Raw genomic sequence first — 16,423 nt, 5'->3', positions numbered from 1 at the left:
GGGGCGGGCATGCTCGATATCAAACGCATCCCCATTCCCGCGCTGGTCGGCATAATCCTGACCGCACTGTTCGTTCTGGCGGCTATTTTCGCGCCCTGGATCTCACCGCATGACAATGGCGAGATCGTCGGCGATGTCTGGGAGCCTATGTCGGCGGCGCATTGGCTGGGCACCGACAATCTCGGCCGCGATCTGCTGTCGCGAATGATCTACGGCGCGCGCATCACGCTGTTCATCGCAGTGCTGGCCACCGCGCTGTCGTTCTCGCTCGGCGCCATCCTTGGCTTCTCGGCGGCGGTGTTCGGCGGCTGGTTCGATACGCTGCTGTCGCGCCTTGTCGATCTCTTGATGTCGATCCCGACGCTGATCATGGGCCTTGTCGTGCTATCCGTGCTGCCGACCAACCTGGTGACGCTGATCCTGGTCATGGGCATTCTCGACTCGACCCGCGTCTATCGCCTGTCGCGCGCGGTCGCCGTCGACATCAACGTCATGGACTATGTGGAGGCGGCGAAGCTGCGCGGCGAAGGCAGCGCCTGGATCATCTTCCGCGAGATCCTGCCCAACGCACTGTCGCCGCTGGTTTCGGAACTCGGCCTGCGCTTCATCTATGCGGTGCTGTTCCTGTCGACGCTGTCCTTCCTCGGCCTTGGCGTGCAACCGCCTGACGCCGACTGGGGCGGCATGGTCAAGGAAAACAAGGACGGCATCGTCTTCGGCATCGGGGCAGCGCTGATTCCGGCGGCAGCGATCGCCATGCTGGCGATTTCGGTCAACCTGGTTGCGGACTGGGTGCTCAACCGGACGACAAGCCTGAAGGGAGGACGCGGGTGATGGCAGAGAGCAAAGCGAAACCCGGCGTGCTGCTCGACATCCGCAATCTGCGCATCGAGGCGACCGTCTTCCCACCCGGCGAACCGCCGAAGAATATAGTGCTGGTGCACGATGTCTCGTTGACGCTCGAGAAGGGCAAGGTGCTTGGGCTGATCGGCGAATCCGGCGCCGGCAAGTCGACCATCGGCCTGTCGTCGATGGGCTATGGGCGCGGTGGTGTGCGCATCACCGGCGGCGAGGTCATCCTGAACGGCCGCGACATCCTCAAGGGCGGCAAGGACGGTTTTCGCAAGCTGCGCGGCCGCGAGGTCTGCTATGTCGCGCAGTCGGCGGCGGCGGCCTTCAACCCGGCGCATAGGCTGATGGACCAGGTTGTGGAAGCCACGCTGCTGCACGGCACGGCGACGCGCGCCGAGGCCGAAAAGCGCGCCGTCGCGCTGTTCAGGAAGCTCAGCCTGCCGAACCCCGAAACCATCGGCGAACGCTTTCCCCACCAGGTCTCGGGCGGCCAGCTGCAGCGCGTGATGACGGCGATGGCGCTCTGCTCCGAGCCCGACCTGATCGTCTTCGACGAGCCGACCACGGCGCTCGACGTGACGACCCAGATCGACGTGCTGGCGGCGATCAAGGACGCCATTCGCGACACCCATGTGGCGGCACTCTACATCACGCACGACCTTGCCGTCGTCGCCCAAGTCTCCGACGAGATCATGGTGTTGCGCCATGGCCGACTGGTCGAATGGGGCGGCACAAGGCAGATCATCAAGGAGCCGCGCCAGGAGTACACCAACGCGCTGGTGTCGGTGCATGAGATCGAACACGCCGAACAGAAGCCCGGCACGACGCCGTTCCTGTCGGTGAAGAACGTCACCGCCGCTTATGGCCGCAGCCACATCAAGGTGCTGAAGAACGTCTCGGTCGACATCTATCCGGGCCAGACGCTTGCCGTCGTCGGCGAATCAGGTTCCGGCAAGTCGACGCTGGCGCGCGCCATCACCGGGCTCTTGCCACCCGAAGAAGGGACCGTCACCTTCGACGGGCGTCCGCTGGCAAACCGGCTGGCCGACCGGCCGAAGGAGGACCTGCGGCAATTGCAGATGATCTATCAGATGGCCGACGTGGCGATGAACCCACGTCAGACCGTCGGCACCATCATCGGCCGGCCGCTCGAATTCTATTTCGGCATACGCGGCCGCGAGCGCGACAGACGCGTCGCCGAACTGCTCGACAAGATCGAGATGGGCAAAGGCTTCTCCGACCGCTATCCGGCCGAGCTTTCCGGCGGCCAGAAACAGCGCGTCTGCATCGCCCGCTCACTTGCCGCCAAGCCGAAGCTGATCATCTGCGACGAGGTGACCTCGGCACTCGATCCGCTGGTGGCACACGGCATCCTCGAACTGCTGCTCGAACTGCAGAAGGAGGAGAACGTCGCCTATCTCTTCATCACTCATGACCTGGCCACGGTGAAGTCGATCGCCGATTCGATCGCGGTGATGTACCGCGGCGAGGTGGTGCGCTACGGCCCGAAGAGCAAGGTGCTGGCGCCGCCTTTCGACGCCTATACCGACCTGCTGCTTTCCTCGGTTCCCGAGATGGAGATCGGCTGGCTGGAAAAGGCGATCAAGGGGCGGCGCATGGCCAGTGCGGGGAACTAGGGAATTCGTGGCATAAGCCGCGAAACCATCCTTCAACGACAAAGCCTTCCGGAGTCGCCCATGGCGCTCGCGACAAAACTGTTGCTGATCATCCTCGACGGCGTTCCCTACAGGAACTGGCGCCGGCTGATGGGCAATCTCGAAGGCTGGGTGCAATCGGGCGAGGCGCGGGTCTGGAAGATGCGTTCCGTGCTGCCGTCGACCTCGGCCTGCTGCTATGCCTCGATCCATACCGGAGTTTCGCCCCAGGTGCACGGCATCTTGTCCAATGAGAACCGGTTCCGCGTCGCGCAGCCCGACATCTTCTCCGAAGTCAGCAAGGCCGGCGGCAAGACCGGCGCCGTGACCCATTCCTACTGGTCCGAGTTCTTCCGGGCCTTTCCGTTCGACCTAATCGAGGACATGGAATTCGACGAGCCAAGCGGGCCGATCACGCATGGCCGCTTCCACACCATGACCGGCTACAATGGCTGCAACCAGATGACGCCGAGCGATGTCGACCTGTTCGCGACGCTGACCATGCTGACCAAACGCCACGGCATCGACTACGGCATCCTGCACACCTGCACGCTGGATTCGATGGGCCACCGCTTCGGCCATGACTGCCATGAGATGGACCATGCCGTCTATGCAATGGACGGCATGCTGGCCGCCTTCTTGCCGCGCTGGATCGAAGCCGGCTACGAGGTCATGGTCACCGCCGATCACGGCCAGACCGACCGCGGCCATCATGGCGGCCATGGCGACGAGATGCAGGATTTCGCGCTGTATTATTTCGGAGCCGGCAAGGGACCGCAGGCCGAGACATTGCTCGACCAGTTGCAGCTGGCGCCGACAATCCTAAGCCGTCTCGGCGTGCCGGTTCCGGCGACGATGAAGGCGAAGTCCTTTTTGGGGTGATGTGGACGTGACGTTGGCGCCCCCCTCCCGCCTGCCGGCGTTCGTCGTTCGAAGGGCCAAGCAATTGGCTTTTCGTCCGCTGCGCGGACCACGTCTCACCTCTCCGGTAAATGACGGGCAGAAGGGATGCTCTGGCAACCGCCTCGCTCTTCGGCTAGCCTCCCAAAAATTCCTTGGCGGAGGATGAACCTTTTTGGGCCGATCAGCGACAGAGCAGACAGGAGCCAGGCGGCTCGACCGGCCATGACGGCAGCGACGGAGACCGATCGCGCGCTTGTCGACCGGGTCGCGAAGGGCGACCGTGCCGCCGTGCGGCTCCTGTTCATGCGTCACCACGCGCGGATCTACCGCTTCGTGGCGCGCCAGACGGGATCGGAAATGATGGCTGACGATATCGCCAACGAAGTGTTCCTCGAGCTGTGGCGCCAGGCGCCAGGCTTCGAAGGGCGCTCCGAAGTCTCGACATGGCTGCTCGGCATCGCCCGTTTCAAGGCGCTGTCCTTGCTGCGCAAGAAGAAGGAAGACTGGATCGACGACGAGGCCGCCGCTGCGGTGCCCGACAGTGCCGACACGCCGGAAGTCGTCACCATGAAGGAAGACAAGGCTGCCGCCTTGCGGCGCTTCGTCGACGCCTTGCCGGAAGAGCACCGCGTGGTGATCGATCTTGCCTATTATCATGGACAGTCGGTGAGCGAGATCGGCGAGGTGCTCGACATTCCGGTCGCGACCGTCAAGACCCGCATGTTTTACGCCCGCAAGAAACTCGGTGAGGCCCTCAAGGCCGCCGGTTACGACAGGGGGTGGCCATGAGCGCCGCTGAAAAAATGTCGCGCCGCGACGAAATGGAAATGCTGCTGCCGTTCTACCTGAACGGCTCGCTGGAGGGCTCGGACCTGGAAGCCGTCGAGGAATGGCTGGCCAGCGATCCGGCGGCACTTGCCGCCCTTGGCGAGGCGGAAGCCGAATTCTCCGGCACTGCGGCTGCCAATGAAGCGATCCGTCCGCCGGCCGATGCGCTGAGCCGCTTCGCCAGGGCGCTCGATGCCGAGGCCGGACCGGCGCGAGCGCCGGCAGGATCGTCCTGGCTGGCGCAGGCCTGGGGCCGCTTCATGGCGGTGCCGGTCGGCGTCGCCTGGGCCGCGGCCGCAGTTCTGCTGGCCCTGGTCATGGTGCAGTCATTTTTCGAGCCGGGCGGCAAGGGCAGTGATTTCGAGATAGCCGGCGCGCAAGACGATCTGGCGAAAATGCCGTTCGCCCTGGTCAAGTTCAAGCCGGATGCGAAGATGTCGGATATTTCTGGCTTTCTCGGCAGCAACGGGCTGAAGATCATCGGCGGGCCGACCGCCGACGGCGTCTTCCGGCTTGGCATTCCCGCGACGACCACTGCCGACTACACAAGGCAAATCGGCCTTATTGCCGCCCAGCCTTTCACGGAGACTTTGATCGAGGGAAGGAAACCGGTTGATGGCGGCTGAGGCGGTCATTCGACTTGCGGCCATGCTTGCGGCGGCGGTGACAATCGCCGCCGTGCCTGCGTCGGCGCAGACCAGCGCGAAGCCTGACCCCACGAAAATCGACTGCCGCAACGGGGCCAATGCGGCAGGAGCCGACTGCGCCAAGGGTGACGCGAAGAGCGCGACGGATACAGCGCAGGCCGGCGCGGTGTTCTTGCCGGCCCTGATTGTCGACCTGTTCCCCAACCCGGTGGTGCCCCCGGCACCGATGCCGACTCCACGGCCGGCTTCGGCGACACCTCCCGCCGGTAGTCAGGCCGGCCCTCCGCCTGGCGGCCCGATCGTCTCTCCGACCGATCTCGTCGCCGTTCAGCCGCCGCGCGCGGTGGTCGGCGATTTCGTGCCGGACGAGGCGCTGGTGACGGTGGACGGCGATGCCGGGGCCGTGCAGCAGATCGCCGCTTCCTTCGGCCTCCAGGTGCGCTCGCAGCGCCAGTCGCGGCTGCTTGGCACCACGCTGGTGCGTTTTGGGATTCCCGACGGCCGGCCCGTCGGCGTCGTGCTGGCGCAACTGGCCGCCGACGGCCGCACCCAGCGGCGCGAGCCCAACCATGTCTATTCGTTGCAACAGGCCGCCAGCATCGTCAACTATGCCTTCGAGCGCATCGCGCTTGATTCCAAACAGGCCAGTGGCGAAAACGTCCGCATCGCTGTGATCGACACCGGCATCGACGACACCAATCCGGCGCTGGCTGGCGTCATCGCCGAACAGTTCGACGCCATGCCGGGCGTGCCGATCGAAAAGCGCGACCACGGCACGTCGGTCGACGGCCTGATCGCCGGTGTCGGCGCGCTGGAGGGCATGGCGCCGGGTGCCAGGATCTACCATGCCCGCGCCTTCGAGGGCGGCAAGTCGACCATGGATGTGATCCTTGCGGCGCTCGACTGGGCGGCGGACCAGGACGTGCGCATCATCAACATGAGCTTCGTCGGGCCGAAGAACGACCTGCTCGGCGTCGCCTGCCGCAATGCCCGAGCGCTGGGCGTGGTGCTGGTCGCCGCCGCCGGCAATAACGGTCCGAAAGCACCCTATGGCTATCCGGCCGCTTTCGACGGCGTCATCGCCGTGACTGCCACCGACGCCAAGGACGGGCTGATGCCGCAGGCCAATCGCGGCGCCTATGTCTTCATCTCGGCGCCTGGCGTCGAGATGGTGGCGCCGAGCGGCGCCGGCTCGGATGTGGTCACCGGCACCTCGTTCGCGGCGGCGATCGTCAGCGGCGCCATTGCCAATCTCATCCACGCCGCGCCCGATCGCTCGGCCGACGATATCGAAAAGGCGCTCGGGGCTACGGCAAGAGACCTCGGCCCCAAGGGGCGCGACAATGATTTCGGCTACGGGCTGCTGGACATCAAGGCGGCAGAGGCGGCAAAGAAATAGGTCTAACGCTTAGAAGCTTCTGCTTTATGCATGTCGAAACTCAATCAGATGGTTGCCCCAATGGCCGAGATTGGGTGAAAGCCGAAGGTCTGCTTTTCGGCGTTTCCACAGGAAAGCAGTCTCGGGCGCCGCGTGGGTCGATAAACCGCTCTTGCCACGTCGTGATGAGATCAGGCGGCCGGCAAGCCTGGGTCGATGCCGGTCATGGCGATCGAGACGTCCCAGAGTCGCTTCGCGAGCGCTGGATCTTCGGCATGGGGCGTTCGCTTTGCTTCGCCGGCTGCACCGCGGGTTCCGCCAAAGCCGGTGGGACCGTAATAGCCTCCCGGCTTCACCTTGCCGGTCGCGGCCAGAAGTGCCGGCCAGGCGCCCTTGTCGGCGCTGTTGAGCAACAGGCCGACGATCGGGCCCGCGAACTGGACAATCCCCATGTGACGGCCAAGACTTGTGCTGGCGATGCCAGGGTGAACGCCGATTGCCGTGACGGGCGACTTCAAGGCGCGCAGGCGACGATCCAGTTCGAAGAAGAACAGCGCGTTCGCCAGCTTGCTGGCGCCGTAGCGATCGGTCTTGATGTAGCTCTTGTCGGCATTGAGGTCGTCCCAATCGATCTTGGCCTTCAGATGCGCGACGCTTGAGGTTACGACCACCCGCGCTCCCGGCGTCTCCGCCAGCTTAGGCAGGAGCAGCGAGGTGAGCGCGAACACGCCGAGATGATTGACGCCGAACTGCGATTCGAACCCCTGCTTCGTGCGCGTCAGCGGCGGGTTCATGATCCCGGCATTGTTGATGAGCGCATCGATCCGTGGCTCCTTCGCGGCGATCTCGGCTGCGGTGCGAACGCTGTCCAGGTCACCGAGGTCGAGCGGCAACCAGACGAGATCGGCGTTCGGCGTGATCCGCTTGATCCGCGCGATGGCATCCTGCGCCCGGGTCTGCTCGCGGCAGCCAAGCAGGACGCGCGCGCCCCTGGCGGCAAGCACCCGCACGATTTCGAACCCGACGCCCGCGTTGGCGCCTGTGACGATGAAGCTTTTTCCCGTCTGCTTGGGGACGTCGGCTTCGGTGAAACCCTTGCTATTAGACATTTTCGTTCCTTGTGAGTGAGTAATTACATACTCATTTATGGGTTAAAATTCAGGCGGCAGACCCCTTCCAGAACAGGTCGAACCCGGCCTGCCGGATGGCGTCACTTTCCCGAGGTTTGGCTGTGACCGCGTTGCTGCTGATGTCGGCCAGGTCGAAAAGAATGGTATCGATGTAGAAGGCGATCCTGTCAGGCGCCGCATGGCCGGCGAGACACTCCTCCACCATCGTCCGCGCATCCCGCTGCATGGCGTGGCACCGGTTCCGGCTTTCCGCTGTGACGCGATCCGACACCTTCAACTGGCGAAGGGCCTTGCGCGCTGTGGCGTGAGCCAGTCCCCAGTCAATCAGACGGTTCCAAACCGCGAATAGCAGGTCTTTGGCGGAGGCGTCGGCCGGATATGGCGCCAGCATCGTCTCTGTGAGGTCGGCCTCGATCTCGAGAAAGAGCTGGTTGAGCAGATCGTCCTTGGTTGGAAAGTAGGTGAACAGCGTCCCCTCGGAAACGCCAGCAGCCTTTGCGATCTTGGCCGTGGACGCGCCCGTGCCAAGGCGCGCGACGAACTCGGCCGCTGCATCCAGCAGCGCCTGTCGCTTTTCTTCACTGAGGGGACGCGCCATATTTCTGCCCAACGATATTGAGTAAGTAGGTACTCAATTATATAGGGGATGGCGTAAGATTAGTCAAGGGATGCATCTTTAAAGCCATCTGAAAATTTCGAAGTGCCGATGCCAGACTAGAGATATTGAGAAGGCGGATGATCAATAGGTAGCTTCGGTACTTCGCGAAGGTCGCAGGCAATGGCTTGCCTTCCTCGAGCGGTCAGAGCTCATCGGCCGCTTTTGCAAAAGCATCAAATTCGACCGAACGACCGGAGTGGGGCCAACTCGGTCGCGCGGAGTGATTGCGTTTTTCGACCTCTAGCCAGGCGCGCCGGCGACCGATCCCCTGACCACCAGGTCGACGGGCCAGACTTCGCCGCGGGCGCCCTCTTCCAGCCCCGAAATCCGGGCCGCCAGCCGCTCGGCGACGCGGGCGCCGGCGAGGCGGATGGATGAACGCGTCGTCGACAGCGGCACCGAAAAATTCTCCGGCCGCAGCCAGGGGAAGACGTCGTCATGGGCGATCAGCGACACATCGCCCGGAATGCTCAAGCCGAGGTCGCGCACCGCACGCACGACGCCCAGCGCCATGATCAGGCTGGAGCAGGCGATCGCGGTGGGCGCATCGCCCTCTTCCAGCAAACGCCTTGTGGCGCGATAGCCGTTCTCTTCGGTCATGACCACCGAGCAGACATGGCGTTCGTCCAGTTCCAGTCCGCTCGCGGCCAGCGCCCGGCGCACGCCGCGTTCGCGATGGATGGCAAAGGTCTCGCGGTTGTCGCCATTGATCAGCGCCAGCCGCCGGTGGCCGAGCTGGATCAGCAGCCTAGCCGCCTCGCGGAAGGCGCCCTCATTGTCGATGTCGGTAAAGGCATAGTCGAAATCGAAGCCTTCACTGCGGCCATGAACGATGAAGGGTATGCCGAGCGTGTTGACCAGCGCCACGCGCCGGTCGGCGGGCCTCGGCGAGGAGATGTAGACGGCGTCGACCTGGCGGTTGGCGACAATGCGCCGGTAGGTCGTCTCCTGATCGTCGGCGTCGGCCGGCGACAGCACCAGATCGAGCTCGTGCGAGCGGGCATAATCGCCTAGGCCGGACAGGAACTCGACGAAATGCGGATCGATGTCGACGGATGCACCGGTCGGCAGGACATAGCCGATCATCCCGGTCTTGCCGGTCGCCAGCCGGCGCGCGCTGGGATTGGGGCGGTAGCCGTGGCGCTTGGCGGCGTCCATGACACGCCTTCGCGTTTCCTCGTTGACCTCAGGATAGCCATTCAGCGCGCGGCTTACCGTAGTCTGCGACAGTGCCAGCATATGGGCAAGCTGCTTGAGGTTCACGAAAACTCTCCATCTCCCTCAAAGCGCTTTTAAATTGAATCGACCCAAGTGCCGTCGGGCTTGGGCCATTCGACATCGGACCATAAGCGTGGTTCAGAGGTGTTTGAAACAAAAATTGCTGCTGCACTGCCATAAAAGCATGTTGCAGCGCACTTTCCAGGCCGCAAACGCGTCAGTTTAAATCGATTAGCCCAGCTGCCTCTTGACTTCCGGCCGATTCAATGGCGAGATCAAAAAGGCCAAAGCGCTTTGGAAGACTGTTCGAAAGGTTGCGGTTCCTTTCTGACTGAGTCACAGTCCTGCGGCGTCGGCGGGCGGAATGGAGGTTCCGTCCGGTGTGTATGATCCACTGGGAGGAATACCGATGAAGAAAATGCTTTTGCTGGGTGCCGCGTTTGCCACGCTCGCCCTGAACGCGCCCGCGCATGCCGAACTGAAATTCAAGCCGGGTGAGGACAAGCGCTTCAACTGGGCGAACTATGAAGAGCTCAAGAAAGTCGACCTCAAGGGTGAGACGCTGTCGATCTTCGGACCGTGGCGCGGTGAGGACGAAGGCCTGGTGCGCGGCGTTCTCGATTATTTCTCGGAAGCCACCGGCGTCGAGATCAAATACTCCTCCTCGGAGAATTACGAACAGCAGATCGTCATCGACACGCAGGCCGGCAGCCCGCCGAACATCGCCGTGCTGCCGCAGCCAGGCCTGATCCAGGATCTCGCATCGAAGGGCCTGTTGACGCCGCTCGGCGACGACACCGCCAAATGGGTCAAGGACAATTACGGCGCCGGCCAGTCATGGGTCGATCTCGGCACGTTCAAGGACAAGGACGGCAAGCCGGGCTTCTTCGCCTTCCCCTACAAGGCCGACGTGAAATCGCTGGTCTGGTACTCGCCGGACAATTTCGAGGAAGCCGGCTACAAGGTGCCGAAGACGCAGGAAGAGCTCGCCGATCTCGAAAAGAAGATCATCGCCGACGGTGGCAAACCGTGGTGCATCGGCCTCGGCTCCGGCGGCGCCACCGGCTGGCCGGCGACCGACTGGGTCGAAGACCTGATGCTGCGCACCCAGCCGCCGGAAGTCTACGACAAATGGGTTAAGAACGAGATCCCGTTCAACGACCCGGCAGTGGTCAGCGCCATCGACATCTTCGGCAAGATCGCGACCGACGACAAGATGGTCGATGGCGGTGCCAAGGCAGTTGCGGCGACCGATTTCCGCGACAGCCCGAAGGGCCTCTTCTCAGTGCCGCCGAAATGCTACCTGCACCACCAGGCGTCGTTCATCCCGACCTTCTTCCCGGAAGGCACCAAGATTGGCCAGGACGCGGACTTCTTCTACTTCCCGCCCTATGCCTCCAAGCCTGAACTGGGCACGCCCGTGCTCGGTGCCGGTACGCTGGCGATGATCACGAAAGACAGCAAGAGTGCCCGCGCTTTCATCGAATTCCTGAAGATGCCGCTCGCCCATGAGATCTGGATGGCCGAAGGCGGTTTCGTGACGCCGCTCAAGTCGGTCAACAAGGAGGCCTATGCCAGCGACGCGCTGAAGAAGCAGGGCGACATCCTCGCCAACGCCTCGACTTTCCGCTTCGACGGCTCCGACCTGATGCCCGGCAAGATCGGCGCCGGCGCCTTCTGGACCGGCATGATCGACCTGGTCGGCGGCAAGTCCGCTCAGGATGTCGCCACCGACATTCAGAAAAGCTGGGACGCCATAAAGTAGGCAAGCCGCCGATTGTTCGGCTGGACGTTTTGACCTATCGATCCTGACTGGATCCGGACCCTGGGGGCCCGGATCCAACCTGCGGCCCGTGCCGCGGCGACTATCATGAGCACACAGACATCCGGCATGAAGCGCGACCCAGCAAAGAGGAAGACCTGTCTTGCCTGGCGATGGCGCTCTGAACAACTGAATCGGCGCATCTCACCGCCCTGACCGTTCGGCCTTGGCTAGTGATGCGCAGGGGGAGGGACCCATGGCGGCTCAGATTTTCTCGGCCATATTCGTCATCATCGTCGGGGTCGGCGGTTGCGTCGCCTATTTCTGGGGCGCCAACAAACTGGTCGACCTGATATTTCCCTCGCGTGGCGTCGCTGGCGCCGCGGCTATCGACAATCTGCGCCGGCAAGGGCTGGTCCGGCCGTGGCTGTTCGTCGGTCCGGCGATGATCATCTTGACCATCTATCTGATCTATCCGGTGGTCGAGACGCTGCGGCTGTCGTTCCTCGATCGCGGCGGCGTCAATTTCGTCGGCCTGGCCAATTATGAATGGGCCTTCGGAGATCGCGAGTTCCGCAACTCGATCCTCAACAACATCGTCTGGCTGGCGGTGGTGCCGGCCGCCTGCACCTTCCTCGGGCTGATCATCGCCGTGCTCACCGACAAGATATGGTGGGGCACTATCGCCAAGAGCCTGATCTTCCTGCCGCTGGCGATCTCCTTCGTCGGCGCGAGCGTAATCTGGAAATTCATCTACGAGTATCGCGGCGAGGGCCAGACCCAGATCGGCATCCTCAACGCCGTCATCCAGCATTTCGGCGGCCAGCCGCAGGTCTGGATATCGCTGCCGTTCTGGAACAATTTCTTCCTGATGGTGATCCTGATCTGGATCCAGACCGGCTTTGCCATGGTGATCCTGTCTTCCGCCCTGCGCGGCATTCCCGAAGAAACGCTGGAAGCCGCCGTCATAGACGGCGCCAATCCATTCCAGATCTTCTGGAAGATCATGGTGCCGCAGATATGGGGCACCATCGCCGTCGTCTGGACCACCATCACCATCCTGGTGCTCAAAGTGTTCGACATCGTGCTGACCATGACCAACGGCCAGTGGAACAGCCAGGTCCTGGCCAATTTGATGTTCGACTGGATGTTCCGTGGCGGCGGCGATTTCGGCCGCGGCGCCACCATCGCCATCATCATCATGATCGCGGTCATTCCGATCATGGTCTGGAACATCCGCCAGGCGAACAAAGAGACGGGAGGACATTGAGATGGCCGTTGCGACCGGAAATTCCTTCGCCAGCCGCTTCGGCGTCCATATCGCCGTGCTTGTCTTCGTCGCGATCTGGACCATACCGACGCTCGGCATCCTGGTCTCGTCGCTGCGCGACAAGAACCAGATCATCGCCTCTGGCTGGTGGAATTCGTTCGCCAGTTCCACTCAGACCGAAGCCGGCCGACTGCCGGCCGCCTCGACGCAAGTCGAAAAGGACGGCAAGTTCGTTCTCGAGGGCAACATCTTCGGCGACGGTGCCAAGCGCAACATCAGCGCCTTCGGTGTTAAATCGGCGGCGCCAACGCAATATCCCGCTGGCACTTCGGCCGATCTCGGCGATGGCGAAATCTTGCAGCTGAATGAAGATGGCAGCTTCGTCATGCAGTCGCCCAAGGCATTCGAAGGCGATCGCGGCCAGCGCGTCTACTATGCGTCGTCGGCGCCGCCGAAATTCACCACCGAGAACTACAAGACAGTCTTGTTTTCCGAGGGCATCGGACGGTCGTTCATGAATTCGCTGACCGTCACCATCCCGGCGACCGTCATCCCGATCCTGATCGCTGCCTTTGCCGCCTACGCTCTGGCCTGGATGCGGTTTCCCGGCCGGGCGCTGCTGATCGCCGTCATCATCGGCCTGCTGGTGGTGCCGCTGCAGATGTCGCTGATCCCGCTCCTGAAACTCTACAACGGCGTCGGCGCTTTCTTCGGCATGCCATCGAAAACCTATCTCGGCATCTGGCTGGCGCATACCGGCTTCGGCTTGCCCTTCGCCATCTACCTGCTGCGCAGCTATATTGCCGGCCTGCCGCGCGAAATCATGGAATCGGCTCGTATCGACGGCGCCAGCGATTTCGAGATCTTCGTCAAGATCGTCTTGCCGCTGTCCTTCCCAGTGCTGGCTTCGTTTGCCATCTTCCAGTTCCTATGGGTATGGAACGATCTGCTGGTGGCGATGGTTTTCCTGGGTACAGAGGCAGACCAGATCGTGCTAACCGCCAAGCTCAATGCGCTGTTGGGCTCACGCGGCGGCGACTGGGAAATTCTGACGACATCGGCTTTCGTGACCATAATCGTGCCGCTGATCGTCTTCTTCTCGCTGCAGCGCTATTTTGTCCGCGGGCTGCTTGCCGGCTCGGTGAAAGGAGGCTGAAACGATGCGATCCGCTTTGAAGGCCAGCTCGAAACCTGACCTCGCCATCGATCGCGACTGGTGGCGGGGTGCTGTGATCTACCAGATCTACCCGCGCAGCTATCAGGACTCGAACGGCGACGGTATCGGCGACCTCAAGGGGATCATCGGCCGCCTCCCCTACATTGCGGCACTCGGTGCGGACGCCATCTGGATTTCGCCGTTCTTCAAATCGCCGATGAAGGATTTCGGCTACGATGTCACCGATTATTGCGACGTCGATCCGATGTTCGGTACGCTGGCCGACTTCGACGCGCTGACCGCCGAGGCACACAGGCTAGGCTTGAAGGTGATGATCGACGAGGTGCTGTCGCACACCGCCGACAACCACCCATGGTTCAAGGAAAGCCGGTCGAACCGCACCAACCCGAAGGCCGACTGGTACGTCTGGGCGGACGCCAGCCCGGACGGCACGCCACCCAATAATTGGCTGTCGATCTTCGGCGGCTCGGCCTGGCAATGGGACACCAGCCGCCAGCAATATTACCTGCATAATTTCCTGGCCGAGCAGCCCGACCTCAACTTCCACAACCGCCAAGTCCAGGATGCGTTGCTGGACGTCACCCGCTTCTGGCTGGAGCGTGGCGTCGACGGTTTTCGGCTCGACACCATCAATTTTTACTTCCACAGCCAGGGCCTGGAAAACAATCCGCCGCTGCCGCCGGAAGAGCGCAACGACCAGACCGCACCCGCGGTCAACCCCTACAATTATCAGGACCATCTCTACGACAAGAGCCGCCCTGAGAACCTCGGCTTCCTCGAGCGCTTCCGCGCGCTGCTCGACGAATATCCGGCGACCGCGGCGGTCGGCGAGGTCGGCGATTCGCAGCGCGGACTGGACGTTGTGGCTGCCTACACGGCCGGCGGCAAGCGCGTGCACATGTGCTACTCGTTCGACTTCCTGGCGCCGGAAAAGATCAGTGCGGCCAAGGTCCGCTCGGTGCTGGAATCCTTCGGCAAGGTCGCCAGCGACGGCTGGTCGTGCTGGGCCTTCTCCAACCACGACGTGATGCGCCCGGCCTCGCGCTGGGCGGCTGGCGAAGCCGATCCGACCGCCTACCTCAAGGTCATCTCGGCGCTCTTGATGTCATTGCGCGGTTCGGTCTGCATCTACCAGGGCGAAGAGCTTGGGCTCGCCGAAGCGGAACTGCGCTTCGAGGACTTGCAGGACCCCTACGGCATCCGCTTCTGGCCGGAATTCAAAGGCCGCGACGGCTGCCGCACGCCGATGGTGTGGGACGGCAGCGCCAAGAATGGCGGATTCTCCCCAGCAAAGCCCTGGCTGCCGGTGCCGACCAAGCATCTGTCGCAAGCGGTCAATGTCCAGCAGGGCGACGAGAATTCGCTGCTTGAGCACTATCGTCGCTTTCTCACCTTCCGGCGTGCCCACCCGGCGCTTGTCAAGGGTGACATCACCTTCATCGAAAGCGAGGGCGACACCGTCGCCTTCACCCGCCGCGCAGGCAACGAGCAGATCGTCTGCGTCTTCAATCTGGGAGCCGGGCCAACCAAGGTTGACCTTGGCAGCCGATCGCTGCAACCTTTGCCCGGGCACGGATTTTCGGGGCAGGCAAGCAGCGGTTCCATCGAGCTTGGCGGCTACGGCGCCTGGTTCGGGCGCGTCGACTGAATTTCAAATCACTGGAGCAAACCAATGGCCGATGTCACGCTAAGACAAGTGAAGAAGTCCTACGGCAATCTGAACATTCTCCACGGCATCGACCTCGATATCAAGTCGGGCGAATTCATCGTCTTCGTCGGTCCGTCGGGCTGCGGCAAGTCGACATTGCTGAGGTCGATCGCCGGGCTCGAGGAAATCACCTCCGGCGAGCTCAGAATAGCCGGCGAGGTCGTGAACGACGTGCCGCCGTCGAAGCGGGGCATCGCCATGGTGTTCCAGTCCTACGCGCTGTACCCCCACATGACCGTCTACGACAACATGGCGTTCTCGATGAAGATCGGCAAAGAGAACAAGGCCGAGATCGACCGGCGCGTACGCCAGGCGGCGGAAATCCTGCAGTTGACGAAATATCTCGACCGCTTGCCCAAGGCGATGTCGGGCGGACAGCGCCAGCGCGTCGCCATTGGCCGCGCCATCGTGCGCAATCCGAAGGTGTTCCTGTTTGACGAGCCGCTGTCGAACCTTGACGCCGCACTTCGCGTCGCCACCCGCATCGAAATCGCCAAGCTCAAGGAATCGATGCCCGCCACGACCATGATCTACGTCACCCATGACCAGGTCGAGGCGATGACGCTGGCCGACCGCATCGTTGTGCTCAAGGAAGGCCATATCGAGCAGGTCGGCACGCCTATGGATCTCTACAAGAAGCCCGGCAATCTGTTCGTTGCCCAGTTCATCGGCTCGCCGGCCATGAACATCCTGCCGGCGACCATCGAAAGGACCGGAAACCCGACTGTCGTCAGCCATGTCGGCGGGCGCAAGGCAACCGTGCCGATCACGACCCCTGCTTCGGCAAAGGGCGCCGCGGTGAGCTTTGGCGTGCGGCCGGAGGACCTGATCATTGCCAGCGGTGCGGACTATCTGTTCGAAGGGACGGTCGACTATGTCGAGCAGCTCGGCGAGGTCCAGCTTGTCTATGTCGACATCGGCCGCGCCGACCTGCCGCTGGTGACCAAGCTGCCCGGCAATGTCGAGGTCAAGCGCGGCTCGACATTGCGGCTGAGCGCCAATGGCGAAGACCTGCATATCTTCGATACGGACGGGCGGTCCTTCGCCCTTCACGAAGCGGAAGCGAAGGCGGCTTGAGACGGAACCATCTCGACGGTAAAAAAGAGCGGCGGGGCAGGCCCCCCCGGGTTTTGTGGGCAACGGGGTTGGGGGTTTTGGGGCGCAGAGGGTGCGAAAACAGGCCCGGGGGGGGGGCTTGGGGGGGGGGGTGTATTATTAACAAAAACGAGCCCCCCCG

Annotated in this window: 14 protein-coding genes; 11 read left to right on the top strand and 3 right to left on the bottom strand. The window is 62.8% G+C overall.

Translation table 11 applies throughout. The annotated features are described in order from the left end of the window. Window positions 1-9 precede the first annotated feature (9 nt). The 6 genes from NKI20_RS14380 (at window position 10) to NKI20_RS14355 (ending at window position 6,284) form a co-directional block, all read left to right on the top strand. Entirely contained in the window at window positions 10-834 is an 825-nt protein-coding gene (locus NKI20_RS14380) for an ABC transporter permease (RefSeq protein ID WP_352487669.1), read from the top strand. Then, a complete protein-coding gene (locus NKI20_RS14375; protein WP_023761414.1) occupies window positions 834-2,489 on the top strand; it encodes an ABC transporter ATP-binding protein in 1,656 nt (551 codons plus the stop codon). Before NKI20_RS14380 ends, NKI20_RS14375 begins: the two co-directional genes overlap by 1 nt. Window positions 2,490-2,549: 60 nt before the next feature. Further along, on the top strand, window positions 2,550-3,389 hold the full coding sequence (locus NKI20_RS14370; protein WP_352831417.1) for an alkaline phosphatase family protein: 840 nt from the start codon (window positions 2,550-2,552) through the stop codon (window positions 3,387-3,389). A 243-nt stretch (window positions 3,390-3,632) separates the two neighbouring features. Next, entirely contained in the window at window positions 3,633-4,199 is a 567-nt protein-coding gene (locus NKI20_RS14365; protein ID WP_352831415.1) for a sigma-70 family RNA polymerase sigma factor, read from the top strand. Next, window positions 4,196-4,864, top strand: a complete 669-nt coding sequence (locus NKI20_RS14360) for an anti-sigma factor (protein WP_352831413.1) — start codon at window positions 4,196-4,198, stop codon at window positions 4,862-4,864. Before NKI20_RS14365 ends, NKI20_RS14360 begins: the two co-directional genes overlap by 4 nt. Continuing rightward, window positions 4,854-6,284 carry a S8 family serine peptidase gene (locus tag NKI20_RS14355; RefSeq protein WP_352831411.1) on the top strand — a complete coding sequence of 477 codons (1,431 nt, stop codon included), beginning with the start codon at window positions 4,854-4,856 and terminating at the stop codon, window positions 6,282-6,284. The genes NKI20_RS14360 and NKI20_RS14355 overlap by 11 nt, the downstream gene beginning before the upstream one ends. 170 nt (window positions 6,285-6,454) lie before the next feature. On the opposite strand, the gene NKI20_RS14350 is transcribed toward NKI20_RS14355, so the two are convergent. The 3 genes from NKI20_RS14350 to NKI20_RS14340 all read right to left on the bottom strand — a co-directional run bounded on the left by NKI20_RS14350 (window position 6,455) and on the right by NKI20_RS14340 (window position 9,314). Beyond that, window positions 6,455-7,372: an oxidoreductase gene (locus NKI20_RS14350; RefSeq protein WP_352831409.1), complete on the bottom strand. Its 918-nt coding sequence runs from the start codon at window positions 7,370-7,372 to the stop codon at window positions 6,455-6,457. A 49-nt stretch (window positions 7,373-7,421) separates the two neighbouring features. Next, complete coding sequence (locus NKI20_RS14345; protein WP_352831407.1) at window positions 7,422-7,991, bottom strand: TetR/AcrR family transcriptional regulator; 570 nt, start codon at window positions 7,989-7,991, stop codon at window positions 7,422-7,424. 300 nt (window positions 7,992-8,291) lie between these two features. Then, window positions 8,292-9,314, bottom strand: coding sequence for a LacI family DNA-binding transcriptional regulator (locus tag NKI20_RS14340; protein ID WP_023761199.1), 1,023 nt, complete (start codon window positions 9,312-9,314; stop codon window positions 8,292-8,294). Between the two features lie 364 nt (window positions 9,315-9,678). Between NKI20_RS14340 and NKI20_RS14335 the strand changes: the two genes are divergently transcribed. From NKI20_RS14335 to NKI20_RS14315, 5 genes are all read left to right on the top strand, one after another. Beyond that, window positions 9,679-11,034, top strand: coding sequence for an ABC transporter substrate-binding protein (locus tag NKI20_RS14335; protein WP_352603228.1), 1,356 nt, complete (start codon window positions 9,679-9,681; stop codon window positions 11,032-11,034). 253 nt (window positions 11,035-11,287) lie between these two features. Next, the gene (locus NKI20_RS14330; protein ID WP_023761197.1) at window positions 11,288-12,301 is read left to right on the top strand and encodes a carbohydrate ABC transporter permease; all 1,014 of its coding nucleotides are present in this window, start codon (window positions 11,288-11,290) and stop codon (window positions 12,299-12,301) included. A 1-nt stretch (window position 12,302) separates the two neighbouring features. After that, entirely contained in the window at window positions 12,303-13,457 is a 1,155-nt protein-coding gene (locus tag NKI20_RS14325; protein WP_352603226.1) for a carbohydrate ABC transporter permease, read from the top strand. Window positions 13,458-13,461: 4 nt separating this feature from the next. Beyond that, complete coding sequence (bglA, locus tag NKI20_RS14320; protein ID WP_352831403.1) at window positions 13,462-15,126, top strand: beta-galactosidase BglA; 1,665 nt, start codon at window positions 13,462-13,464, stop codon at window positions 15,124-15,126. Between the two features lie 24 nt (window positions 15,127-15,150). Then, window positions 15,151-16,263, top strand: coding sequence for an ABC transporter ATP-binding protein (locus NKI20_RS14315; protein ID WP_352831401.1), 1,113 nt, complete (start codon window positions 15,151-15,153; stop codon window positions 16,261-16,263). The last annotated feature ends 160 nt before the right edge of the window (window positions 16,264-16,423 follow it).

Origin of the sequence: Mesorhizobium sp. M0830 (genome assembly GCF_040319965.1) — a bacterium.
Taxonomy (GTDB): Bacteria; Pseudomonadota; Alphaproteobacteria; order Rhizobiales; family Rhizobiaceae; genus Mesorhizobium.
The sequence above is the reverse complement of the archived record's forward strand: the minus strand, read 5'-3'. Positions and strand labels throughout refer to the sequence as shown.

Bases quoted from the DNA above. Each gene is read 5' to 3' on its own strand.
- NKI20_RS14315 (WP_352831401.1), top strand. From the start codon at position 15,151: ATGGCCGATGTCACGCTAAGACAAGTGAAGAAGTCCTACGGCAATCTG.
- bglA (WP_352831403.1), top strand. From the start codon at position 13,462: ATGCGATCCGCTTTGAAGGCCAGCTCGAAACCTGACCTCGCCATCGAT.
- NKI20_RS14360 (WP_352831413.1), top strand. From the start codon at position 4,196: ATGAGCGCCGCTGAAAAAATGTCGCGCCGCGACGAAATGGAAATGCTG.
- NKI20_RS14335 (WP_352603228.1), top strand. From the start codon at position 9,679: ATGAAGAAAATGCTTTTGCTGGGTGCCGCGTTTGCCACGCTCGCCCTG.
- NKI20_RS14380 (WP_352487669.1), top strand. From the start codon at position 10: ATGCTCGATATCAAACGCATCCCCATTCCCGCGCTGGTCGGCATAATC.
- NKI20_RS14375 (WP_023761414.1), top strand. From the start codon at position 834: ATGGCAGAGAGCAAAGCGAAACCCGGCGTGCTGCTCGACATCCGCAAT.
- NKI20_RS14355 (WP_352831411.1), top strand. From the start codon at position 4,854: ATGGCGGCTGAGGCGGTCATTCGACTTGCGGCCATGCTTGCGGCGGCG.
- NKI20_RS14325 (WP_352603226.1), top strand. From the start codon at position 12,303: ATGGCCGTTGCGACCGGAAATTCCTTCGCCAGCCGCTTCGGCGTCCAT.
- NKI20_RS14365 (WP_352831415.1), top strand. From the start codon at position 3,633: ATGACGGCAGCGACGGAGACCGATCGCGCGCTTGTCGACCGGGTCGCG.
- NKI20_RS14350 (WP_352831409.1), bottom strand. From the start codon at position 7,372: ATGTCTAATAGCAAGGGTTTCACCGAAGCCGACGTCCCCAAGCAGACG.
- NKI20_RS14370 (WP_352831417.1), top strand. From the start codon at position 2,550: ATGGCGCTCGCGACAAAACTGTTGCTGATCATCCTCGACGGCGTTCCC.
- NKI20_RS14345 (WP_352831407.1), bottom strand. From the start codon at position 7,991: ATGGCGCGTCCCCTCAGTGAAGAAAAGCGACAGGCGCTGCTGGATGCA.
- NKI20_RS14330 (WP_023761197.1), top strand. From the start codon at position 11,288: ATGGCGGCTCAGATTTTCTCGGCCATATTCGTCATCATCGTCGGGGTC.